This window comes from Vibrio sp. 1F253 (assembly GCF_041439295.1).
In the GTDB taxonomy this organism is placed as follows: Bacteria; Pseudomonadota; Gammaproteobacteria; order Enterobacterales; family Vibrionaceae; genus Vibrio; species Vibrio tasmaniensis_A.
In genome coordinates, this window is the sequence record NZ_JBGONU010000006.1 from 25,408 (window position 1) to 47,466 (window position 22,059).

Genomic DNA, 22,059 nt, shown 5'->3' on the forward strand with positions numbered 1-22,059 from the left:
CATTCCTTTATTCACTGGATGTTTTCTTGTTTTTCAATCGGCCTAATACACGGTCTAGCTGCTCAATCACCGATTCTGTTGAAATAAGAGCCATAAGATCTTTTCCTTTTACTCGGGTTCCCCATGGAAGCTCGTCAACCGCTTTACCGTGTTGCTCTTCAGCAATCTGTTCATAGACAGAAACCACACTGTCTAAACTATGATAAGGCCCTGTTCGCATTGGGTTACTGTGCGCATACAAACCAATCACGGGGACACCTTGAGTCGTCGCAATGTGTGCAGGCCCTGAATCAGGAGCGATCACAACACTGGATTTACCAATCACTGCGGTAAGCTGCTTTAACGAAGTTGAGCCTACTAAGTTAATACAAGGTGATGTCATGTGCTGAGAGATATTGTCGGTTAAATTGCGCTCTCTATCCGTTGGAGCACCACAAAAAACCACTTTAAAGCCTAACTGATAAGCGTGATCGGCGACAGCGGCATAGCGCTCAACTAACCAGTTTCTCTCATCTTTACTCGCGGCAGGGCTAATAACAATATACGGCTCATGCGCAAGCTCCATCGATAGTCTTTGATCTTCATCAGACAAAGCAAGATCCCATGTCGGCACCTGTTTGGAACACCCCAAAAAGTAAGCAAATTCAGAGAAATTATCTAACACATGAGATGCGTCCGTTTTTGGCAGCTTGCGATTGGTAAAGAGCCACTGCCCCTCTTTGGCACGTGTCCAACTAAAGCCAAGTTTTACTTTTGCCTTTATCCCTATCGTTAACAGGCTGGCTCTTAGTGCAACTTGCATATGCAGTAAATAATCAAACCGAGTTAGACGCAGGGATCTCCATACTTCTTTCATTCCTTTTAGGCCGCGTTTTTTATCAAACACTACAACTTGAATTCCAGGTATATCACCAAGTAATTGAGCTTCGATTTTTCCCATCACCCACGTGATCTGACATTCTGGATAGGTAGCTTGAATAAGTTGCACCACAGAAAGGGCATGACAAACGTCACCAATGGCAGATAAACGCAGAATACAAATAGATTTTGGAGCAGAAAGAGCGTTATTCATTGATCGATTCCAATGGCATCATTTCTAGAACAGCAGAAACAACGTTATCTGGCTTGATATCTTGAAGGCATGGCGAATAGGCATCATCGCTAATTTGACATTTATTTTTATAACAAGGGACGCAGTTACGTTCAGATTGCACAAGTCTAATATTGGCGACTCTTTGGGAGCGAACACCATTGCTGTATAAATTGTTCGTTACATCAATTGGCTCTTCATAAGGCCAAGGTGACCACATGCTTGCTGGCGCCACGCTAATAATAGATACAATTGGGATAGAGTAACCTGATGCGAGGTGACCAGGGCCACTATCAGGTCCAACAAAACCATCACTGTGTTTTATTAATACCGAAGTTTGAGCTAATGATAATTCCCCTAAAACACTGACCAGTTGATTCGATTCAGGGACTTGGTTAATGATTTGTTCCACAATGGTCTCGTCTCGTTCTAATTTAGCGCCAGATAAGACAATATTATAACCTGCAGATATCAGACGATTGATGACTTCGACCCAATACGAGACTGGCCACTGCTTAATTTCGTTAGAGGATGGCGCATGCACAACAATATAGTTTGATGGCAATCTCTTTTGAACTGCTGAAGGTAATAACTCTTCGGGAGATACAAGCCGTGCAATACAATTAACATCTATGGTATCCAACATACGAGCAACGCGACTCATTTTATGCTCAAAGCGATGCTGTTCTTTAATGTAATAAGTATAAATTAACTTTTTAACCCAGGCGCCAGAAAGCGATTCATCAATGGCCCCAAGTCTTTTCTTGCCAAAGATAAAACTATAGATAGCGGTTCTATCATTAAGCATTTCATTGACGACTAAATCATATCGACCATGCGTTTTTAAAATTCGGTAATAGTCCTTAACGGATGCTCTTGGCGGAATTTCAACTAAAGAGTCAACGTCTGGATTGGTACCAAAAACCATCTCCCCTCTAGCATTCACTAAAACATCTATTGTGGCGGTCGGAAACGCTTTTCTCAGACTATGGGTAAAAGCAGAGATCAACAAACTATCACCAATGCAATGAGTGGCAACAACTAATATTTTTTGGTAACTACATGAATCGTTCATTAATCTGTTCGGCGTTTGATATACTGTTCTACCAAGTATGCCATAAACTCCCCAATACGAGACAGTGATTCATGTTTACAACAAAGCAAATCCATAAAACAACGTACTGGTATAACCCTAAGTTACTCACCGAAGACGTTGAATTGGCTTTTTCTGTGGATTATTGGAAGGCGAATCAAGCAATACTGGGGCACGCTCAAGGTAGAGGAACAACATGGTTTGTTAAGGGAGAAAAAAGCGATTTCGCTCTTCGACATTATCATCGCGGCGGCTTGTTTGGAAAGCTAGTTAGAGACAGCTATTTATTTACTGGATTAGAGAACTCACGAGCATACCAAGAGCTAATGTTACTTGAGCTTCTAGCCACACATAAAGTTAATGTCCCGACACCCGTTGCTGCGAAAGTTTCGCAAGAAGGGCTCGTTTACAAAGCCGATATTTTAATTGAAAAGATTTCCGACGCAGAAGACTTAGTAAAGATACTATCAAACAAAAAACTATCCGATTCCCATTTCAACGATATTGGTCATCAAATTCGAAAAATGCACGATGCCGGGGTCAATCATACCGACCTCAATATCCATAACATTCTCGTTGATAAAGCAGGCAAGGTTTGGATTATCGATTTTGATAAATGCCTAACGCAAACAGGTAATAGCTGGAAAGAGAGTAATTTAAAGCGACTTAAGCGCTCATTCGAAAAAGAAGTTCGATTAGGAAGGATTGATGCTCAGCACTTTGATTTTTCACAAATTGAACAAGGGTACAAAGTGAGTACCCTTGAGAGTCTATGATTTATTCTTCTTTCAAACCAAATAACTTACGAAGTTTCTTTTTCTTTTTATAGATATGCCCTCGAATCACTTCAGCAAGAGGGCGCTTGAAGGACACTTCTTTAGCTAAGCGTATTTGCTCTTCAAATGGTTTATCTCCGTGTTCTTCAAAGAACTGTTCCAACACCGTTCTCGCCCAGTCTTTTCGTCCACTCGTTGAATAATGATTGAGCCAAGCTTTCGCTGGTTCAATATTCACCTGTGTAGAGAGCGCTTCAGATAACGCAAACTGTTCTAGAGTGTGTGCCTCACACCCTTCTTGACGTAACGCTTGAATCAACACATCGGCATAATCAAAAGCCGATGAGTTTTTTCCGGTGATACCAATGACTGCCGACGCCCACATAACTGAGTTTGAATTAGTGCGGTAGACACTGCCATCCATAAGTTTTATATCTCTATCTCTGATATGTGAATACTCATTGGTGCTTGGCAAAGTATTGATGTTCACTTCTGAGCAAAACAGTAACGCGTTTTTATCCGATATAGAGTCGAAGTAAACATTTGTTGGCACGTTAAAGTACGTATCTGTATCTAGAAAAAGCAGTTTATCTTCAGGACTCAACTCTAAATTATCACAAAGATATTTTAAGCCGCGGTTCTTGATTCTAAAGTGATAAGTATTGTCTAGACTCCATTCAGCCTTTTGCTCAGGCGATATCGGAAACACTTTAATTGGCATATTAGCGAAATGCTCAGGTTCTTCCGCTAGAACAGAAATTTCAGGCCTAGTTCCATTTGCCTCAACCCAATTGGCTAAAAAAGACAAAATGCAAAACCTTGCGCCTTGATAGTAAGTTCTATCATTGCCATAAATGACAAATGTTAAGTGTTTTCTAGCCAATTCTGATTTCATAATTTAGTACTTCGTAATATTTTTAAAAAGTGCTTTGTGCTTGCTGCTGACATGGCTTCGAACATGAGTTCGGTATCCCTCTTTAAACCAACTTCTAACCGTCGCATAAAGCCCTGAGGTTCTACCACTCAACTCACTATCAAATGCACCGGTTTTACTGCCCTGACGAACCAAAGGTGGGTGTGTCCAAAAAATATTGTACTCTAATGTCGTTCGTTCATTACCAATATAACCATCAATAGGTGCGTCAGTTATATTGCTTTCCATATGCTTTACCATTGCACGAGCAAAACTAAGGTCATAAAGCAAACCACCAGTAAGCTTGTTCGTTTTACACAAGTACAGATGTTGATTTGGAACTCTTACTGATGCAGGTACTAAGCTCGATGCCTCTTCAATATTTACAAGATACTTTTCTTCACCACGAAGTTCATTTTGGAAAGCTTCTAGTTGCTCAATAAAATCGCTATTTAAAAAAGCATCATCTTCTAACACTAATACTTGTGGAATTTGTTCTTCTACGACTTTTTTCATCACTAAGTAGTGCTTATAAAAGCAAGACTTCTCAGGGAGCCTCAGTGAGTCGTCAAAAAAACCATTTCTAACCTCATCAGATAGATCATCGATATCACCAGCTAACATATATTCGTAATCAGTGATGCCCACTTCTGGCAGGTGCTTATCTATATGTTTTCTACGTTCTTCGTAGCCTTTGCTTACATGAATAACAAAAGTTTTGATCATGGTGATGTCTCAATATTGGTTGACTGATTATTGGTGGCTGAATGATGTATCAATTGGAGTGTTTGTTGTAACGCACCTTGATTCTGTTGAACTATACCATAGCCTATTCGCCCTTTTTCAATTAACTCTTTAGGCTTGGATAATGCACTGATCATTTGTAAAGCAAGCTCATTCTCATCGGCTACAACAGACAGTGCGCTCGAGTCGATCAATTGATTCGCCAGGTCTGCAAAATTGAAATAGCTCGGCCCTGTTAAGCAGTATTTTTGAAGCAGCGCAGGTTCGATGAAGTTATGTCCTCCTACTTTCTTTCCAAGTAGGCTTCCTCCCATAAAAACAAGATCGCTCGCAGAAAGCATAACCATAAGCTCTCCCATCGTATCCCCCAAGTAGACGTCGACATCGAGCGGTATCTCGTCAACAACTTCGGTTCGACGAACCAAAACTAAGCCTTGGTTTTTGGCCAATTCAGCAACTGAATCAAACCGTTCAGGGTGACGAGGTACTATCACTAACAGCAATTCTGGCCGTTGGATTTTGGCTTGTTGGTAAGCTCTAAAAATTTGTTCATCTTCGCCCGCATGAGTGCTCGCGGCGACAACAATCTGCCTACCCTGCCCCAAAATATCTTTAAGATGCTCGCCTTGTGCGATTACATTATTATCAATCGACACATCGTACTTAATTGACCCTGTGACAATGACTTTTTCGCTCGGCGCACCTAGTAACTCAAATCGAGATTTATCATCAGAGTGTACTGTCAATATTAAATTTAACTTAGAGATAGTCGGATAAATTAACGAACTCATTTTTTGATAATTACTGGCTGATTTTTCGGATAATCGTCCATTAACTAATATCATCGGAACATCATTTTTAGCAACGGTGTTAATGGTGTTTGGCCATAATTCCGTTTCAATAATGAGCATGTTATCTGGCTGAACGCGGTTGATAAAACGTTGAACACACCAACTAAAATCAATAGGCATATAACGATGGCTAATCGAACCGCTCATCTTTTCGACCTGCTCAGCGCCTGTACTCGTTGTTGTAGTGATCAGTATTCTTTTATCTGGGTTTTGTATCGCCAGTTGTTCAACTAACTTCTTACTCGCCAGCACTTCCCCTACTGAAACAGCATGAAGCCAGATCACGCCCGACTGTCTATTATTGATCGACGGTGTAAACCCGAAATGCTCTTTCCAACGACGACCAAAAGGTGGTTTGTTTGCTTTGGAACGATATAAGCCCCAAAGCAGGATAGGGCTTACAAGGAAAAGTAACGCGGTATAGGCCCAACGAACGACAGTGCTCATATGACGACCTTATTTATATTTTGCCTTGGGAAATTACATCAAACTGCTCAATAGCACTAATGACTCTACTCGGCATTAACTCAGTTAGGCACTTTAGGTGCTGCTTGGGACAAGTTCGTTCAAAGCAAGGTCGGCACTCAATATCGGTATTGATGATCGCCAGTTTGTTCGTTAGCGGAGGCGTATATTTAGGTGAACTAGAGCCGTAAACAGCCACGACATTACAGCCCACCGCAGCGGCCACATGCATCAGCCCAGAATCATTGCTAACGACAGTACGACAAGCCCCGATCAAGTCTACAGCCTGAATTAAGCTCGTATCTCCAGCTAAATTGAAGCAATGCTGCTGCATATTAACAGGGACTTGTTCGATTATCTTTTGGGTTACTTCACGATCTTTAGCCGAGCCAAACAACCACACTTGGTAACCTTGTTTTGTCATCGCTGTCGCTGCTGTTGCAAAGTGATTATCAGGCCAACGTTTCGCAGGGCCAAACTCAGCACCAGGACATAAACCAAGGACAGGCCTTTGATTGTTTAAACCAAATTGCTCCATAGCCTCTTGTTGGCTGGAGTCAACAACTTGTAGGCTTGGAAAAGGTAATGATGACAATTCACCTAAACAACCACTACCCGTCATTTCAGCTTTAGGGTGCGCTAACGCTACATATCGCTCTAACATGTATTGAAACGCTTTTTTATTGGTTCTAACGTCATTAAGCAAACCAAAACGCATTTCACCTTTCCAGCCAACTCGTTCAGGAACGCGTGCAAACAGGGGAATTAAAGCTGATTTCGCGGAGTTAGGTAATACGTACGCTTTATCGTACTGTACTTCCCTCAACGATTTGCCGATCTTATAACGAGATTTCAGATCAAATTGCCCATGCCCTAGTGGCATTTCAAGAGCTTGATTGACTTGTGGCATTCTTTCCAAAATAGGCTTACACCATGCTGGCGCTAAAACATCAATTTTTGCGTCAGGGTACTGCGTCTGCAACTCAATATATAAGCCTTGAGACATTACCATGTCTCCAACCCATGATGGGCCAATAATCAGAATTTTCATTTGTCTTGCTCGTTAATAGCGTGTTCGTGAGTAGCTTGACCAGATAGTCTAAAATATTCTTGAAGTGTTTTAATGCAAACCAATTTTTCTAGTTGTTCATCTTGGAAAGGAGCAAGGTATTCATGCGCATTTTTGATCATCTGTTCAGACTCTTTAGGGTTGTCTAAATAGTATTTAATTTTTTGCTCAAAATCCGACCAGTCATCCTTCACCTCTACATAATGTATGCCTGGCTGCAGAGTGCCTTCCATAAACCACGTTTCAAATTTCATTTTTGGAGTAACGACAAGTGAGTTTGAAGACATTGCCCATTTCAAGTTTGATGCAACATCGTTCCCTTCAAGACAAATAATGAATTTGTATTGAAGCTGCTCTTCTACTGTCATAAATGGCTGTTGCCACTCTGGGTGTTGCTCTGAAGTATTCGATTGACCTGCATTCATCAGTGGATGACCATACAGAGTTTCCATAAAACGAATTCTATGTGGTTGAGTCACAGCACCACGAAACACGGCCATATTTTTTTTATCAGAAAAACTTAAGCTATCATCCACGAATCGGAAATGACGACGCTTATCTAATTTAAATAGTACAGAGTTACTATTGTTCCCATCAATCGGACGAGCTTTAAATAAAGTTGGAACTGGCTCTATATGCGTTTCATCACCAAAGTAGTAACTGAAACGAAAGTACTTTGGAAAATAATGAAGAAACTCTTTAAGATCAAAGAAATAAGATGTATAACCTTTTCGAGAATAATTACTAATCTCGCAGCTTAAACTAGCCTTATCAAAGTCGCCGAGCCCTTTTACGTAATAATTTACTCTGCTTTTTATATAGTCAGCTTGATCGGAATATGACTTTTCCAGCTTTTCAAACTGTTTTGAAAAATACAAACGAGGTGCGATAGAGAGCAAGGCATGTTTTAGATAATAAAATATCTTCATAGTTTCTCTTTATATTTTATTTTTGCGTAATGTACTAATGTTCCGGTGACAATCATATATACAACGAGGGTATCACCATTTCTAAAAGGTGAATCGGTTATACTGGCTACAGCGTAGTGGATAGAAGGTAAACTAAACAACCAAAATAAATCGGGATATTTTCTCAGCCCTAAATATACTGGATAGAAAATAAAGAACAAAAAGATACTTAAGCCAAGAATTCCAGAGCGCGCTAATTTATCAATATAATTATTATGTAAATGTGCTTGTGAGATAAAATAATATCCAGTAGGGGTATAACCCGTTAGGTTTTCTTCTGCATACTCACGAGTAAACTCTCCATGACCTAACATAGGACTACTTGCAAAGAGCTCCAAGCCAGCTTGATACATCTGTAATCTCAAACCTATAGATGAATCGAGATCACCTCGTTCAATTCGGCTAACTTCCCCCCATGTCTGGTCGTAACGATCGACAAGAGCCTCTTTAGAGAAGAAAACGGCACCAAAACACAAAATTAACGATAAGACTATAACTTTTATATTAATTCTATTTTTGTACAGTAAGGTTAAGCCAATTAAGATGTATAGAATCACAATCCCTAAAATAGCACCTCTCGATTGTGTCAAGAGCAAAGAAAACCCAGAGATAATCGCACTTAAAATTAATAGCCAGGTAATTTTATTTTTAAACCTTGTCAATAGTGCCCCTATTGAAAGCATAGAGACTAACCCTTGGTGTGTTGCTAGTGGAATAGGGTTCGTTGGCCAAAACATTCTATTCGTCGGATCAATAAAAAAGTACCAACATGACAAAGTAAAGCAGGCCAAAGCAGCACCAAAAAGTAGATATTGAGCTAGCTTTACATTGAGAAGTGGCTTTTGAGGGAGTAAGCACAATAATACAGTAGTAACAAGTAAGCCTCTTAATTCTTGAGAACTAGCACCATAAGTAACATAACTTATTGCGGTAAACATCCCAGCAAATAGAATGCCCCATAGCCAAACATTATTCTTAAAATTGGACTTAATCTGAAACAAGCCATAACTAAACATATGAATAATAGCGGCAATCAAAACCAGAGCAACCAAAGGTTTGTTGCCCTGAGGCATCCAAATAATGCCAATGGCTAACCATAGGTAAGGAACTATCAACAAAGCTCTAGATATAGACTCTGCTTTTAGAAATGAAGACGACATAATTCAAACTATAAATTAAAAGAGTATCAGTAATTTTATCAGATAAAGTGCCCTAGACACAGCTTCAAGTGATATCAACTTCTGTATTGAGAGCTACACATCTATACCTGACAGCTAGAGCAATAAAACGTGTTTCTTTGCCCGATTTTAAGTTCCTGAATCAGCTCTTCACAGTTAGGACACTGTTCACCAGCCTTACCATAAACCTGTAGCTCTTGAGCAAAATATCCCGGTTTTCCATCCGCTTGGGCAAAGTCTTTTAGCGTTGTTCCACCCTGTCTGATAGCCGTCGTGAGTACTTGCTTGATCTCTTTGGTTAACAAGAGCCACTCTTGTTTTGTAACCTTACTTGCAGAGCGCAAAGGATTAATACGTGAAGAAAACAGAGCTTCATTGGCGTAGATATTACCCACACCGACCACTACTTTGTTGTCCATAATGAACTGTTTGACGGCAACCTTACGCTTGGCGGCTTTTTCAGCAATATAGTCAGCGTTGAAGTCATCGGTTAGTGGTTCAGGGCCAGAACCGAGTAACACAGTATGTATCTCATCAGGCGCCGACCATAACCACGCACCAAAGCGACGCGGATCGTTGTAACGCAATATCTTGCCATTGGTGAGCTTGAGATCCACGTGATCATGTTTTGCTGGCGGGAAATCGGCATCCAACACGCGCAGTGAGCCAGACATCCCAAGGTGAACAATGGCTGTTCCGGTATCAGTTTCTATCAATAGGTACTTAGCTCGACGTGAGATAGAGCGAATCACCTGCCCTTCCAACCGCTTAAGTTCTTGAGGAATATCCCAGCGCAGCTTGGGGGTACGAAAGGTAAGCGTTTTAATCGTCTCGCCAACTAAATGAGGCGAGATCCCCATGCGGCTTACTTCAACTTCGGGTAATTCAGGCATAGTTAATCGTCCGATAGAGATGGTTCGTCTGATATAGATAGCTTGTCTGATTTAAATGACTGGTCTGAGCCAAAGCTTGGAAACAAGTAACTCTCTTCAATAGACACCGCCAGCCACTGATCATTCCAGTTTTTTAGCAACCAAAACTCAGCAAGTTGATAATAGGTAATACGCTGTGGCTCTTCCTGGTCTTGATACCACACTTCAATGGTGTGCGGCGTATTAAGCTGGGGAGTAAGGTCGGTATAGGTTTGTGAATCTACTTCCGTGCCTACTAGCTGTTGCCAGCGTTGCGATAGCTCTTGGGCACTCACACTTTGCTCTGAGGCAGACTCTTTCATTTGATAAACCCAACGGCCGTCTTCTTGTACTACCGACCATTTAGCAAAATGTAAGGCTTGAAGCTCTGCTGCTGGGTTTAAAAGATAAGGATAAGGGTTATTTGCCTGAAGTTCAGGCTCAGGTTCGATAAGGTACGTTTTGATCAATGTTGGAAGGTTTAGCACCCCAATAAAAGCGATCACGCTTAACATGAGTATGTTGTTCCATCGACGTCCACGATATCTCATCTGATTCTGCTCATCTAACCTATTGAGTGTTCAGTATATCGTGAAAATGGCGACACATTCTATCCTGAGTAATTTTCTATCACATAAGCTCATCGGCAAGTGTAACGTCTGTACGGTAGGTGCCAAATTGAGCCAATAATGCTTACCCTTATCAAAAACACTGGGGCTTCTCAAATTTTGGGCATAAAAAAACCCAGCTATAAGCTGGGTTTTTAATTTATTCTTCTATAAAAGAAGAGACAAAGGGGCTATCAATTACTTGATTTTAGCTTCTTTGTACATAACGTGCTGGCGAACTACTGGATCAAACTTTTTGATCTCAAATTTGCCTGGCATGTTACGCTTGTTCTTGTCAGTTGTGTAGAAGTGACCAGTTCCAGCAGAAGATACTAGACGGATTTTCTCACGAATGCCTTTAGCCATTGCTTAATTCCTCTTAAACGTTTTCGCCACGTGCACGGATATCAACAAGAACAGCATCGATGCCTTTCTTATCAATAATACGCATGCCTTTAGCAGTTAGACGTAGTTTAACAAAACGTTTTTCGCTCTCTACCCAGAAACGGTGAGTTTGTAGGTTCGGCAGAAAACGACGCTTGGTAGCATTGCGTGCGTGTGAACGGTTGTTACCCGTTACTGGACGCTTACCAGTTACTTGACATACTCGGGACATGAATGTCTCTCCAAATCGTTTCAGCTCGATATCAACCTTGGTGGCCGAACCTCTCTATCAATTCTGAAAATAGAGGTAAAAACCATAATGGAAAATCCATTCAAGGCTATCAAAGGTCGCGTATTATACTAACTTGACATGCATTGCTCAAGACCCGAACAGATCCTTTTTAAGGATTTCGTGATCTTTTTTTGAACAGGGCAGCTATTTGAGTAATCAGAGCTGATTTAAGGTTCTAAAATGTGGGCGGAATGATAGCAGATTTAACGCAACTAACAACCTAAAATGTGATTCAAATCCATCCGCGCTCTGCAAAAGAGATAACTTCGCCATCTCCAACGACAAAATGGTCGAGAATTCGGATGTCCACTAGTGCCAATGCGTCGGTTAATCTACGTGTAATTCGCCTATCTGCTTGGCTTGGCTCTGCGACACCGGAAGGATGGTTGTGCGCTAGGATTAAAGCGGCTGCATTATGATGAAGTGCCCGTTTAACCACTTCTCTCGGGTAAACAGATGCTGCATCGATGGTTCCTTCAAACATCACTTCATCCTTTATTACTCTGTTTTGATTATCTAGGAACAATATATAGAAGGCTTCTCGCTGGCGATCACGCAATATACTCGAAAGATACAACTTGGTGTGACTTGGGCTGGTGAGTGCATCCCCTCGAGATAAAGTCTCGGCCAAATAACGTTGCGTCATCTCCAAAACAGCCTGCAACTGGACATATTTCGCCTGCCCCATCCCTTTATGGGCACAAAACTCGGCCTCCGTTGCAGAAAAAAGATGGCGAAGCGAACCAAAATCTTTGATCAACTTGTCTGATAGCTCTAAAACATTCATTCCTTGTGTGCCCGTTCGAAGAAATATAGCTAACAACTCCGCATCACTTAAGGAGTCGGGGCCTCTACTCAGTAACTTTTCTCTTGGCATCGACTCAACAGGCATTTTACTTATAGGCATATAAAGGCTATCTAGGGTGATGAATACGATCCATCAGCCTAATCCGTTTGTCTACGGAGAGCTTCCACAGCTTTATAAAGAAGACTAATGCCTAGCAAAACCGTGTAATTGATAAGTTTGATAACATCAACTTGATGAGTGTCAAACCTGTTCCAATTCTGCTTCTAGGCACTAATCCTTTGTTCTGATATCGTTAGTCCCAGAGAAATTAAGGAACAGAATCATGCAAACATTGGTTAATCAACTGGATAACGCTGACCAACAAGGCCTAGCTGGAAAAAAAATCCTACTTGGCATTAGTGGTGGTATCGCAGCTTATAAATGTGCCGAACTGACTCGACGCTTAATCGAACGTGGTGCGCAGGTACAAGTCGTCATGACTAATGCGGCTAAGGAGTTCATTACTCCTCTCACCATGCAAGCTGTCTCTGGAAGGCCAGTGTCTGATAGTTTACTTGATCCTGCTGCTGAAGCTTCCATGGGACACATCGAACTGGCGAAATGGGCTGACCTAGTCTTATTAGCACCCGCAACCGCAGACCTTATTGCGCGCATGACCGCAGGCATGGGTAACGACCTACTGACCACTTTGGTTTTAGCAACCGATGCGCCAGTTGCGGTATCCCCAGCAATGAACCAACAAATGTACAGCCACCCTGCAACTCAAGAGAACATCGCAACGCTAAAACGTCGTGGATGTGAAATCTGGGGTCCGGCAGCTGGTGAACAGGCCTGTGGCGATGTTGGTATGGGGCGTATGTTAGAGCCAATGCAACTGGTTCATCGTTGTGAAGACTTCTTCCAACCTAAACCTCTGACTGGCCGTTCGGTGTTAATTACTGCGGGTCCAACTCGCGAAGCGATCGACCCAGTTCGTTACATTACCAATCATAGCTCGGGCAAGATGGGCTATGCACTGGCTGAAGCGGCCGCGAAACAAGGTGCTACGGTAACTCTAATTAGTGGCCCTGTATCACTAGCGACGCCAAATCAGGTTAATCGCATTGATGTAGACAGCGCACAACAGATGTTTGATGCCGTGAATGCCAATGCTGCTCAGCATGATATTTTCATCAGCTGCGCTGCGGTTGCCGATTACCGCCCAGAGACCATTGCAGACCAGAAGCTTAAAAAAGTCGATGGTAAAGATGACATGACCATTCAAATGGTTAAGAACCCAGACATTGTGGCTTCCGTTGCCTCAATGACTGAAGATCGTCCATTTACTGTCGGCTTCGCAGCAGAAACTCAAGATGTCGAGAAGTATGCGCGCGGAAAATTGGAAAGAAAGAACCTCGATATGATTTGTGCTAACGATGTCTCTGTCGAAGGTCAAGGCTTTAATAGTAGTAGTAATGAGTTGCACCTTTATTGGAAAGGTGGCGATAAATCTCTACCTCTAGATAGCAAAGACTCTCTTGGTTTCCAGATCCTTAATCAGATCCAACAGCTTATTGACGTATAAACGCACAATTTTACCCTGACAATACGCTGACACCTCTCGATTCTGTTGACCTAGGTCTTACAAAACTAGGAACAGAATTGAATGGTGTTTATAATCCTGCTTCACTCAATCCTCATCTTTAGGAAAGGAAGTAAATAGATGGCCGGTACTCGAAAATCAAACCGTCGTGAAGAAATCCTGCAAGCTCTAGCACAAATGTTGGAATCGACCGAAGGTGCTTCTCGTATCACAACAGTAAAGTTGGCCAAGCAAGTTGGTGTTTCTGAAGCTGCGTTATACCGCCACTTCCCAAGCAAAGCTCGCATGTTTGAAGGCTTGATCGAGTTCATTGAAGAAGCGTTGATGTCTCGAATCAACCGTATTCTAGATGAAGAGAAAGACACACTAGAGCGCATACGCCTAGTGCTACAACTTATCTTGGTTTTCTCAGAACGTAACCCAGGCCTGACTCGAATTTTGTCTGGTCATGCTCTAATGTTTGAAAATGAACGCCTGCGCGATCGCATCAATCAGCTTTTCGAACGTATTGAGACGCAACTTCGTCAAATTCTACGAGAAAGAAAGCTTCGCGAAGGGAAGTCATTCCCGGTTGATGAAAAAATCTTAGCGGCTCAATTGTTAGGTCAGGTTGAAGGAAGTTTAAATCGATTTGTTCGCTCGGACTTCAAATATCAACCGACAGCGAACTTTGAAGAGTATTGGGCACTTCTGAGTGCACAAATCGAATAGTAATCAGCATTAAGCCAAATATATGAACAAAACCACATATGATAAGCCTGAATTTTCACTCTTACTGCTGCACCCTAAATACTGGCCCGTATGGCTAGGCTTTGGGTTGTTGGCTCTAATTGTTAACCTGCTACCTTACCGTGTGTTGCTCTCCTTAGGGCAGCGACTTGGCTTACTAGGCGTGCGTTTTGGTAAAAAACGGGTTGATATTGCAACTCGTAATATGGAGCTAGCCTTTCCTGAAAAGCCCATAGAAGAAATAAATCAATTAGTTAAAGAAAACTTCAAAAATACTGGATTAGCGTTGATTGAAACCGGCATTACTTGGTTTTGGCCTACGTGGCGATTTAAAATGTTGCTGGTTGATAAAGATACTGCAGTAATGAGATCGCATAGCAAAAACGGTAAAGGCGTTCTACTTTGTTGTGTGCACGCTCTCAACCTTGAAATTACCGCTCGCGCTTTTGCCGTACTCGGACAACATGGATATGGCGTGTATCGCCCACACAACAACGCTGTATATAACCTTATTCAGTTTTGGGGCCGAACCCACAATGGCAATCTGACTATTGATCGTAAAGATGTGAAAAAGATGATACGTGTTCTGCGTAACGGAGATCGCCTATTCTATCTCCCTGATCATGACTACGGTCGCAATAAATCTGTATTCGTACCTTTCTTTGCAGTAGAGGATGCAAGCACCACCACTGGAACCAGCATTTTGGCTTACACCAGTCGATGCGCGGTCGTTATTGGGTCTGGCTTTAGAAATGCCGACGGAAAATATGAAATCATGGCCGACGAATCAATCGAAGATAACTATCCGCAGAAAGATGAAAAAGCGGCAGCAGCGTATATGAACCGCTATCTTGAGAAGATTATCTTAAGAGCCCCAGAACAATGGATGTGGCTACACAAGCGCTTCAAAACCATGGAAGATCCAGAGGCGGAAAAAGGCATTCGTTACAAGTAAGCGAGCCTTGTTCTGTCCAATAAGATTTAAGTAAAAAATGCCCGAAAGAGTTTCATCTCTCGGGCATTTTTCTTTTTTAAGCTCTAAACCTAAGGCACTAAACCATTAGGTTCAACTTCTTCAGCTTACGAATTAGATTCCGTATTGAGTTCGGTACGCTTTTACTGAATCAAGATGTGCTGCGTCTGTGCCTTTCTCTTCAAGAAAAGTCACTAAATCAGTCAGGCTAACGATTGAGATAATCGCACAGCCGAAGTCGCGCTCTACTTCCTGAATCGCAGACAACTCGCCTTTGCCCTTCTCTTGACGGTCGATAGCAACAAGCACACCCGCTAAGTCAGCGCCGTTTGCTTGGATGATTTCCATCGACTCACGGATTGCAGTACCTGCAGTGATCACGTCATCCACTAACATGATGCGACCTTCAAGTTCGCTACCGACTAGGTTGCCACCTTCACCGTGGTTCTTTGCTTCTTTACGGTTGAAGCAGTAAGGCGTGTCCACATCGTGGTGATCAGCAAGTGCAACCGCTGTTGTTGTTGCGATTGGGATACCTTTGTATGCAGGGCCAAATAGTACATCGAACTCAATACCTGAATCTGCTAATGCTGCTGCGTAGAAGCGACCTAAGCGTGCTAGGTCACGACCTGTATTAAACAATCCAGCATTGAAGAAGTAAGGGCTCTTACGGCCAGACTTTAAAGTAAACTCACCAAACTTAAGTACTTCTTTCTCTAGTGCAAATTCAATAAATTCACGTTGATATGCTTTCATGTTCTTCCTCTACGTTTATTCAATAAAACTTAACTTACGCTCTGCACTACCCTTTCGGGTTTTACAGACAAAAAAATAGCTCCTTGTGAAAGGAGCTATCTAAAAACTATTCTACTAACGCCGACTTCTGCGCTTCAACAATATCGGCAATGCCCTTATTTGCCAGGGCTAAAAGCTGCATCAGCTCTTCGTGGCTGAACGGTTCGCCTTCTGCGGTGCCTTGAATCTCAATCATCTTACCGTCTTCCGTCATTACAACGTTCATATCGGTATCGGCTGCTGAGTCTTCAACGTACTCAAGGTCACACAGTGCTTGTGCACCAACGATGCCCACTGAAACTGCCGCTACGTGGCCTTTCATTGGGTTCTTCTTCAGTTTGCCGCTTGCTAGTAGGCTGTTGATAGCATCAGCCATTGCAACGCTTGCACCTGAGATAGAAGCAGTACGAGTACCGCCGTCTGCTTGGATAACATCACAATCGACAGTGATCATGATTTCACCCATTACTTTCAGGTCAACAACAGCACGTAGGCTACGAGCGATCAGACGTTGGATTTCCATCGTACGACCACCTTGCTTACCGCTCGCCGCTTCACGACGGTTACGAGTGTGCGTCGCACGTGGAAGCATGCCGTATTCAGCCGTTACCCAACCCTTTCCTTGGCCTTTCAACCAACGCGGTACGTTTTCTTCTACCGTCGCATTACATAGAACTTTAGTGTTGCCGAACTCAACTAATACAGAACCTTCAGCATAAGCAGTGTAGTTACGAGTAATTTTAATTGGACGAATTTGATCTACAGCGCGGTCATTTGGACGCATTGGTATCTACCTTATTAACAGTCTGAAGTGATTTACTATCGAAAGAGTGCATCACCTAAGAAAGGGGTGAGACAGTTTTGATTGGGGCAAGATTATATAGCAGTTTATCTTTCAAATCTATTTACCATTCAAAGTTGCCTACTACTTAAGGCGACTTACGACTCAAAGATACTTACCGTGAAGGCTATTTATAACGGAAAATCGACAAGCTTCGGGAGCACACCATATCGTGATACTATGCGTGCGCGTTATTTTCAGAATGATAAAAGACAGGAAAATTCGATGATTTATAGTATGACCGCGTACGCGCGCAAAGAAGTAAAAGGCGATTGGGGTACAGCAGTATGGGAAATCCGTAGTGTAAACCAACGCTACCTAGAAACTTACTTCCGTATGCCTGAACAGTTCCGTGGTTTAGAGCCAATCTTACGTGAGCGTTTCCGTAAGCGTCTAGCTCGCGGCAAGGTTGAATGTAACCTACGTTTTGAAGCAAACCCAGCAGCGAAAGGCGAGCTAAGCATTAACGAAGGTTTGGCTCAGCAAGTAATCAATGCTGCTAACCAAGTAATGACGATGACAGGTGAAGACAGCCGTTTGAACCCATTCCAAATCATGAACTGGCCTGGCGTAATGGAAACGCCAGAGCAAGACATGGATGCCATCAACAAAGATCTACTTGAAGCATTCAACGATGCAATCGCAGAGTTCATTGACGCTCGTGCTCGTGAAGGCGAAAACATGAAAGCGCTCATCGTTCAGCGTTTAGATGCAATCACTGAAGAAGTCGTTAAAGTTCGTGCACGCATGCCTGAGATCCTAGAATGGCAACGTGAGCGTCTTCTTACCAAATTTGAAGATGCGAAGATTGAACTTGAAGGTTCTCGCGTTGAGCAAGAGCTTATCCTACTGGCTCAGAAGTCAGACGTAGCAGAAGAACTAGACCGCCTAGACTCTCACGTGAAAGAAGCGAATGTAGTATTGAAGAAAGGTGGCGCTTGTGGCCGTAAACTTGACTTCATGATGCAAGAGTTCAACCGTGAGTCAAACACACTAGCGTCTAAGTCTATCAGCACAGACATCACAGCATCAGGCGTAGAGCTTAAGGTTCTTATCGAACAGATGCGTGAGCAGATCCAGAACATTGAGTAGAAAATCAAACTCACTCACGAAGAACCAGATGTCATTAAAAACAAACAGTTAGTAAAAACGAAATAATCAGACGTACTCATAGAGCATCTGTTAATATTAAATTAATGGTGACAAATTGGTGACAAAAATCGAGTTTGCATGATAGTGTAAACTCATTGTCACCACTTTGAGTCTCTGCCATGCAAGATAATCAGCTCATAGCCTTAATGAAGAAAGGCAAACCTGCTCGACACCGTATATCTACAGGGCTCTACTTTCGGGTGGTAAGCCCAATGTCAGCTTTTTGGACTTTTCGTTACACCTTTCAAGGGAAAAGAAAAGAGCATACGATTGCAAAGTATGGCGTCCCTCCTTTTGGGATAAAAATGACCGAAGCACAAAAAAAAATCATTGATTTGAAGTTTGAAGTTGAGCAAGGGAACGACCCACAAGTAGAAAAAAGACGCCCAGATAGACTAGAGTTTGATAGCGTAGATCAACTTGCGGAAGATTGGTTATCAATCAAAAAAAAGAGAATCAAGAATCCACAGATTCCAGAAAGGGTTTACCGTAAAGACATAGCGCCATACATCGGTAATATGGCAGTATGTAAGGTGGAACCTCGCGATATTGCTCAAATCATTAGGTCTATTAACGACGATGGGCGCCCTTCCATTTCAAATGACGCTTTAAGCTATCTAAATCAGCTCTTCAATCATGCTATTAAGATGGGTCTAGTACAGTATAACCCTGCATCTGCGTTTGATATAAACGATGCTGGCGGTGAAGAAAAATCTCGGAAGCGGGTATTATCAATAAATGAAATTACATCGCTTTTCCAAGCGATAAAGTCACACAATGATATTTTTGTTCGTGAAAATTACTTAGCATGTTGCTTGCTCTTACTTCTTGGAGTTAGAAAGGGAGAGCTAATAGCGGCGAAGTGGGATGAATTCGACTTTGAAGAGAAGCTATGGCACATCCCTGAAGATAGAACAAAAAATTCAATTCCAATATCAATTCCTATCCCTCTAGCAATTTGGGATATTTTTTCGGAGTTAAAAGTTAGAGCAGCCGATAGTGAGTATGTATTCCCCAAACGACGCTCATCGAAAAGGTTTGGCCATGTCTCACCAGATACATTAAACGCAGCTCTCAACAAACTACTATCACAAGACAGTGTTGATGTAGAACACTTCACAGTACATGACCTTCGTCGTACCTTCAGAACCTTGCTAGCCAGTTGCCACATTCTTCCGCACATAGCAGAAAGGTGTTTGAATCATAAGCTCCCCAAGATAGAAGGAACTTATGATTTACATGATTACTTAGAACAACGAAGAGATGCTTATGAGAAACTTAGTCTGAAACTCATCCCTCATATGCTTCTAGCACCAAATGAGAGCCCGTAAATGATTTAAAAAACAAAAGAATCAAGCTCGGAGAATACTTCTTTTGAAACTGCAAGTGTGTTCTTTCTCGCCACTTCGAATACATTTTGTTCAGATGAAAATAGGATTGGATCAAACCAGACCTTTCTATCTATTCCATACTGTCTTTCAAAATACAGTATTCCTGACTCAGCTCCCTTTTCATAATCCTTGATTGTGATAGATGCTAATCGACTGGCATCAATCCCAGGAGTATTAGAATAAATATGAGGGATGTCTTTCAAGAATCGAGCTTCAACATACCCTGAAATAACATGTAAAAATAATGAAAACTCATTCTCTTTATTCCAGATTTGTGCAACTTCAATATCAGGTAGAAACTTATTTAGGATGTTGACGTAATGATAAGGTTCCTTCGTCATCCTCGCCTTAGTATCATCCCACGTTATAACATAATCAATATGCTCAACATCTTCTATGTTTGGTCCGATTCTATTAACATGAAAAGCTTTTTTAGTGTACCCAGTAGCTTTTACAAACTTATCAAAGCTAAGTTCATATTGCTCCAGTGCATCCTCAGCATTATTACATTCAAGAACAGAAATTAAACCATGAGGACCACTTTTAAATAGCCCTTTAATTTCAGGAAACAGTTCTTCAACAATGTTTACAATATATGGGTGTTTCTGATCAGCCTCAGGGTTGGTAAAGAGTTTTCCGTCTTCACTATATTTAGGTATCGACTCTCCCAATAGATACTTTTTCCACGAAGCTTTATCAAAAAAAGACTTCATTACTGCATCAAACATATCCGGATTTTCAAAAGATGGATCTGCTTCTCTATATCTACCATCGAGAGATTTTTTAAGCTTTTCTTCAAAGCTCTTACCATTTTTCAAGATGCCTTCAAGGCCATCTAACTCCAAAACTTTATGTGTCCAGAAAATTGTTCTTATCTTGTTTATCAAAATCACCTACCACAATAGCCCGTAAATTTCAACCTAGCTCATTAATTCAGCTAGTACCAATACTCAGATGCCTTCAAACCATATCATAGAACGTATTCAATAACCCGAGGATACAAAATGAATCAACAGCAACTCACCCCACTACTCTTGCGCAGAAAACAAGTTTGTCACGCATTAAACATTAGTCCATCTACCTTAGATCGATTACGACACGATCCAAAAGTGAATTTTCCATCGGGAATATATACAGGAAATAAGATCTTAGGGTGGCGAACAAAAGACATAAATAACTGGTTAGATAACCAATAAGGAAAAATAGATGAAAAAGTTAACTGAAATCCAAAAAGAACTAAAGCATACAACTGAAAGAATGTTCGAAGATTCGAGCATTAGGTACAAGGCATATATTGCGTACTTAATGATAGGAAAATTCCACGGTCTTTCCCCTATAGAAGTAGCAATCGACTTTGGTTCAAAGGAGACACGTAAAATACTAGATAGGGTGGATGGAATTGAAGGTGTGGACAATCAGGCTGAAGGAAAAAATCCAAATTACGCTCGAGTAATCTCAGGACGAAAAGCTAACTTACCAAGACGTATTACAACAGCCACTCATATCAAATGGGTAGTCCTTTGCTGGGTTTTACTGCAAATGGCAAGACTCAGACCAGATCGCCGCTAAGTCAGCTTTAGGCTAAACCTAAAATACACGCTAAAGCCAATCAAGATAAGGGGTTGGCGTGTATTCACCTCTGAATACATACGTTAGATTTTCTGCAAAAAAACCTAATACATTCAGAGTGTTTACATTGAACACATCCAGAGAAAGAAATATGACTCGCTCAAAACCAAAATCAAACACTGAAAAGACAATAACCTTGCGTGTTACAAGACACCAATATAACCGAGTAACTCAAGCAGCGGAAGAAAAAAACATGAATAACTCCGCTTTTATTCGCTCAGTAGTCGATGACCGACTCACTCAACAAGATACAAATAAAAAAATAGATTTACTCGAAAGGCGATTAGAAAAGCGAATCTTCGAGATGGTTGCCTCAATTGCAGGACTTGATGAACATCAGCGTCTACAAGCTAAAAAACAATATCTGTCGAACCTAAAGCCAGAGGCTAAGTAATGAATTCAGTTTTTAGCACTTATAAAGTAATCATCTTCTCGTTGGCTAGCATAATGCTCTCTATCCCAGTCACTTTTATCATGATGAACATCTATTGGGGCATGTCATCAGCTCTCAATATCATGGTTTTACTTACTGTATTACTTGAGTTCATTTCTACTTTAAGAAGTCCAACGCCACCAATAGACTTGATTACATTGTGGGAGCTATTAGCCCATAGTAAATATTCTGGATTCATCTTTAAGTTTATTGGTATTCCTTTTTTATTGTCATTTACGTTGTCAGTCTTGTTTATAGCACTTTGCTATAAAAGCAGAGTGCCGTCTAAGCAATTAACTCACGTGAGTGGCCCCAAGTTTTACTTGGGAAAGCAAGCCATCAAACATGCTCAATCGAAGCATAGGCATGACTTGATAAGCAGTC

24 protein-coding genes are annotated in these 22,059 nt (G+C 41.6%); 8 read left to right on the top strand and 16 right to left on the bottom strand.

Annotation, left to right across the window (positions count from 1 at the left end):
* Nucleotides 1-7: 7 nt before the first annotated feature.
* Both ACED28_RS04765 and ACED28_RS04770 read right to left on the bottom strand, forming a co-directional pair.
* Entirely contained in the window at nucleotides 8-1,072 is a 1,065-nt protein-coding gene (locus ACED28_RS04765; RefSeq protein ID WP_371709411.1) for a glycosyltransferase family 9 protein, read from the bottom strand.
* Nucleotides 1,065-2,165, bottom strand: a complete 1,101-nt coding sequence (locus tag ACED28_RS04770; protein ID WP_371707606.1) for a glycosyltransferase family 9 protein — start codon at nucleotides 2,163-2,165, stop codon at nucleotides 1,065-1,067. Before ACED28_RS04770 ends, ACED28_RS04765 begins: the two co-directional genes overlap by 8 nt.
* A 71-nt stretch (nucleotides 2,166-2,236) precedes the next feature.
* Between ACED28_RS04770 and ACED28_RS04775 the strand changes: the two genes are divergently transcribed.
* Entirely contained in the window at nucleotides 2,237-2,959 is a 723-nt protein-coding gene (locus ACED28_RS04775) for a 3-deoxy-D-manno-octulosonic acid kinase (protein WP_371709412.1), read from the top strand.
* Between the two features lies 1 nt (nucleotide 2,960).
* Here ACED28_RS04775 and ACED28_RS04780 read toward each other — a convergent pair whose 3' ends face one another.
* The 11 genes from ACED28_RS04780 to radC all read right to left on the bottom strand — a co-directional run bounded on the left by ACED28_RS04780 (nucleotide 2,961) and on the right by radC (nucleotide 12,249).
* Nucleotides 2,961-3,854 carry a hypothetical protein gene (locus tag ACED28_RS04780; protein WP_371709413.1) on the bottom strand — a complete coding sequence of 298 codons (894 nt, stop codon included), beginning with the start codon at nucleotides 3,852-3,854 and terminating at the stop codon, nucleotides 2,961-2,963.
* 3 nt (nucleotides 3,855-3,857) lie between these two features.
* Nucleotides 3,858-4,598, bottom strand: coding sequence for a glycosyltransferase family 25 protein (locus tag ACED28_RS04785; RefSeq protein ID WP_371709414.1), 741 nt, complete (start codon nucleotides 4,596-4,598; stop codon nucleotides 3,858-3,860).
* The gene (waaA, locus tag ACED28_RS04790; protein ID WP_371695130.1) at nucleotides 4,595-5,914 is read right to left on the bottom strand and encodes a lipid IV(A) 3-deoxy-D-manno-octulosonic acid transferase; all 1,320 of its coding nucleotides are present in this window, start codon (nucleotides 5,912-5,914) and stop codon (nucleotides 4,595-4,597) included. Before waaA ends, ACED28_RS04785 begins: the two co-directional genes overlap by 4 nt.
* A gap of 13 nt (nucleotides 5,915-5,927) precedes the next feature.
* The gene (waaF, locus tag ACED28_RS04795) at nucleotides 5,928-6,983 is read right to left on the bottom strand and encodes a lipopolysaccharide heptosyltransferase II (protein ID WP_371695131.1); all 1,056 of its coding nucleotides are present in this window, start codon (nucleotides 6,981-6,983) and stop codon (nucleotides 5,928-5,930) included.
* On the bottom strand, nucleotides 6,980-7,930 hold the full coding sequence (locus ACED28_RS04800) for a glycosyl transferase family 90 (protein WP_371695132.1): 951 nt from the start codon (nucleotides 7,928-7,930) through the stop codon (nucleotides 6,980-6,982). Before ACED28_RS04800 ends, waaF begins: the two co-directional genes overlap by 4 nt.
* On the bottom strand, nucleotides 7,927-9,129 hold the full coding sequence (locus ACED28_RS04805) for an O-antigen ligase family protein (protein ID WP_371701537.1): 1,203 nt from the start codon (nucleotides 9,127-9,129) through the stop codon (nucleotides 7,927-7,929). The genes ACED28_RS04800 and ACED28_RS04805 overlap by 4 nt, the downstream gene beginning before the upstream one ends.
* 101 nt (nucleotides 9,130-9,230) lie before the next feature.
* A complete protein-coding gene (gene mutM, locus ACED28_RS04810) occupies nucleotides 9,231-10,040 on the bottom strand; it encodes a bifunctional DNA-formamidopyrimidine glycosylase/DNA-(apurinic or apyrimidinic site) lyase (protein WP_371701534.1) in 810 nt (269 codons plus the stop codon).
* A gap of 2 nt (nucleotides 10,041-10,042) precedes the next feature.
* Complete coding sequence (locus tag ACED28_RS04815) at nucleotides 10,043-10,609, bottom strand: hypothetical protein (RefSeq protein ID WP_371709415.1); 567 nt, start codon at nucleotides 10,607-10,609, stop codon at nucleotides 10,043-10,045.
* Between the two features lie 255 nt (nucleotides 10,610-10,864).
* A complete protein-coding gene (gene rpmG / locus ACED28_RS04820) occupies nucleotides 10,865-11,032 on the bottom strand; it encodes a 50S ribosomal protein L33 (protein ID WP_002535344.1) in 168 nt (55 codons plus the stop codon).
* 13 nt (nucleotides 11,033-11,045) lie between these two features.
* Complete coding sequence (gene rpmB / locus ACED28_RS04825; protein ID WP_004728407.1) at nucleotides 11,046-11,282, bottom strand: 50S ribosomal protein L28; 237 nt, start codon at nucleotides 11,280-11,282, stop codon at nucleotides 11,046-11,048.
* A gap of 292 nt (nucleotides 11,283-11,574) precedes the next feature.
* Nucleotides 11,575-12,249, bottom strand: a complete 675-nt coding sequence (radC, locus tag ACED28_RS04830; RefSeq protein WP_012603038.1) for a DNA repair protein RadC — start codon at nucleotides 12,247-12,249, stop codon at nucleotides 11,575-11,577.
* A 223-nt stretch (nucleotides 12,250-12,472) separates the two neighbouring features.
* On the opposite strand from radC, the gene coaBC reads away from it, so the two are divergent.
* The 3 genes from coaBC (at nucleotide 12,473) to lpxL (ending at nucleotide 15,416) form a co-directional block, all read left to right on the top strand.
* Nucleotides 12,473-13,714, top strand: coding sequence for a bifunctional phosphopantothenoylcysteine decarboxylase/phosphopantothenate--cysteine ligase CoaBC (coaBC, locus tag ACED28_RS04835; protein WP_012603037.1), 1,242 nt, complete (start codon nucleotides 12,473-12,475; stop codon nucleotides 13,712-13,714).
* Nucleotides 13,715-13,852: 138 nt separating this feature from the next.
* A complete protein-coding gene (slmA, locus tag ACED28_RS04840) occupies nucleotides 13,853-14,443 on the top strand; it encodes a nucleoid occlusion factor SlmA (protein ID WP_017100198.1) in 591 nt (196 codons plus the stop codon).
* A gap of 22 nt (nucleotides 14,444-14,465) precedes the next feature.
* Nucleotides 14,466-15,416, top strand: coding sequence for an LpxL/LpxP family Kdo(2)-lipid IV(A) lauroyl/palmitoleoyl acyltransferase (lpxL, locus tag ACED28_RS04845; protein ID WP_017100199.1), 951 nt, complete (start codon nucleotides 14,466-14,468; stop codon nucleotides 15,414-15,416).
* A 132-nt stretch (nucleotides 15,417-15,548) separates the two neighbouring features.
* On the opposite strand, the gene pyrE is transcribed toward lpxL, so the two are convergent.
* A complete protein-coding gene (gene pyrE, locus ACED28_RS04850) occupies nucleotides 15,549-16,190 on the bottom strand; it encodes an orotate phosphoribosyltransferase (protein ID WP_009847982.1) in 642 nt (213 codons plus the stop codon).
* A gap of 106 nt (nucleotides 16,191-16,296) precedes the next feature.
* Complete coding sequence (gene rph, locus ACED28_RS04855; protein ID WP_371709416.1) at nucleotides 16,297-17,013, bottom strand: ribonuclease PH; 717 nt, start codon at nucleotides 17,011-17,013, stop codon at nucleotides 16,297-16,299.
* 282 nt (nucleotides 17,014-17,295) lie between these two features.
* Between rph and ACED28_RS04860 the strand changes: the two genes are divergently transcribed.
* The gene (locus tag ACED28_RS04860) at nucleotides 17,296-18,162 is read left to right on the top strand and encodes a YicC/YloC family endoribonuclease (protein ID WP_009847984.1); all 867 of its coding nucleotides are present in this window, start codon (nucleotides 17,296-17,298) and stop codon (nucleotides 18,160-18,162) included.
* Nucleotides 18,163-18,341: 179 nt separating this feature from the next.
* Nucleotides 18,342-19,553, top strand: a complete 1,212-nt coding sequence (locus ACED28_RS04865) for a tyrosine-type recombinase/integrase (RefSeq protein ID WP_371709417.1) — start codon at nucleotides 18,342-18,344, stop codon at nucleotides 19,551-19,553.
* Between the two features lie 5 nt (nucleotides 19,554-19,558).
* Here ACED28_RS04865 and ACED28_RS04870 read toward each other — a convergent pair whose 3' ends face one another.
* Nucleotides 19,559-20,500 carry a hypothetical protein gene (locus ACED28_RS04870; RefSeq protein ID WP_371709418.1) on the bottom strand — a complete coding sequence of 314 codons (942 nt, stop codon included), beginning with the start codon at nucleotides 20,498-20,500 and terminating at the stop codon, nucleotides 19,559-19,561.
* A gap of 319 nt (nucleotides 20,501-20,819) precedes the next feature.
* On the opposite strand from ACED28_RS04870, the gene ACED28_RS04875 reads away from it, so the two are divergent.
* Nucleotides 20,820-21,182, top strand: coding sequence for a hypothetical protein (locus tag ACED28_RS04875; protein WP_371709419.1), 363 nt, complete (start codon nucleotides 20,820-20,822; stop codon nucleotides 21,180-21,182).
* 151 nt (nucleotides 21,183-21,333) lie between these two features.
* Nucleotides 21,334-21,636, top strand: coding sequence for a hypothetical protein (locus ACED28_RS04880; RefSeq protein ID WP_016796592.1), 303 nt, complete (start codon nucleotides 21,334-21,336; stop codon nucleotides 21,634-21,636).
* Nucleotides 21,637-22,059 lie beyond the last annotated feature (423 nt).

Coding starts and splice junctions, on each gene's coding strand:
- pyrE (WP_009847982.1), bottom strand. CDS start 16,190: ATGAAAGCATATCAACGTGAATTTATTGAATTTGCACTAGAGAAAGAA.
- ACED28_RS04770 (WP_371707606.1), bottom strand. CDS start 2,165: ATGAACGATTCATGTAGTTACCAAAAAATATTAGTTGTTGCCACTCAT.
- ACED28_RS04765 (WP_371709411.1), bottom strand. CDS start 1,072: ATGAATAACGCTCTTTCTGCTCCAAAATCTATTTGTATTCTGCGTTTA.
- waaF (WP_371695131.1), bottom strand. CDS start 6,983: ATGAAAATTCTGATTATTGGCCCATCATGGGTTGGAGACATGGTAATG.
- rph (WP_371709416.1), bottom strand. CDS start 17,013: ATGCGTCCAAATGACCGCGCTGTAGATCAAATTCGTCCAATTAAAATT.
- slmA (WP_017100198.1), top strand. CDS start 13,853: ATGGCCGGTACTCGAAAATCAAACCGTCGTGAAGAAATCCTGCAAGCT.
- ACED28_RS04875 (WP_371709419.1), top strand. CDS start 20,820: ATGAAAAAGTTAACTGAAATCCAAAAAGAACTAAAGCATACAACTGAA.
- ACED28_RS04800 (WP_371695132.1), bottom strand. CDS start 7,930: ATGAAGATATTTTATTATCTAAAACATGCCTTGCTCTCTATCGCACCT.
- ACED28_RS04775 (WP_371709412.1), top strand. CDS start 2,237: ATGTTTACAACAAAGCAAATCCATAAAACAACGTACTGGTATAACCCT.
- ACED28_RS04805 (WP_371701537.1), bottom strand. CDS start 9,129: ATGTCGTCTTCATTTCTAAAAGCAGAGTCTATATCTAGAGCTTTGTTG.
- mutM (WP_371701534.1), bottom strand. CDS start 10,040: ATGCCTGAATTACCCGAAGTTGAAGTAAGCCGCATGGGGATCTCGCCT.
- ACED28_RS04785 (WP_371709414.1), bottom strand. CDS start 4,598: ATGATCAAAACTTTTGTTATTCATGTAAGCAAAGGCTACGAAGAACGT.
- waaA (WP_371695130.1), bottom strand. CDS start 5,914: ATGAGCACTGTCGTTCGTTGGGCCTATACCGCGTTACTTTTCCTTGTA.
- rpmG (WP_002535344.1), bottom strand. CDS start 11,032: ATGGCTAAAGGCATTCGTGAGAAAATCCGTCTAGTATCTTCTGCTGGA.
- ACED28_RS04860 (WP_009847984.1), top strand. CDS start 17,296: ATGATTTATAGTATGACCGCGTACGCGCGCAAAGAAGTAAAAGGCGAT.
- coaBC (WP_012603037.1), top strand. CDS start 12,473: ATGCAAACATTGGTTAATCAACTGGATAACGCTGACCAACAAGGCCTA.
- radC (WP_012603038.1), bottom strand. CDS start 12,249: ATGCCTATAAGTAAAATGCCTGTTGAGTCGATGCCAAGAGAAAAGTTA.
- ACED28_RS04815 (WP_371709415.1), bottom strand. CDS start 10,609: ATGAGATATCGTGGACGTCGATGGAACAACATACTCATGTTAAGCGTG.
- ACED28_RS04865 (WP_371709417.1), top strand. CDS start 18,342: ATGCAAGATAATCAGCTCATAGCCTTAATGAAGAAAGGCAAACCTGCT.
- lpxL (WP_017100199.1), top strand. CDS start 14,466: ATGAACAAAACCACATATGATAAGCCTGAATTTTCACTCTTACTGCTG.
- ACED28_RS04780 (WP_371709413.1), bottom strand. CDS start 3,854: ATGAAATCAGAATTGGCTAGAAAACACTTAACATTTGTCATTTATGGC.
- rpmB (WP_004728407.1), bottom strand. CDS start 11,282: ATGTCCCGAGTATGTCAAGTAACTGGTAAGCGTCCAGTAACGGGTAAC.
- ACED28_RS04880 (WP_016796592.1), top strand. CDS start 21,334: ATGACTCGCTCAAAACCAAAATCAAACACTGAAAAGACAATAACCTTG.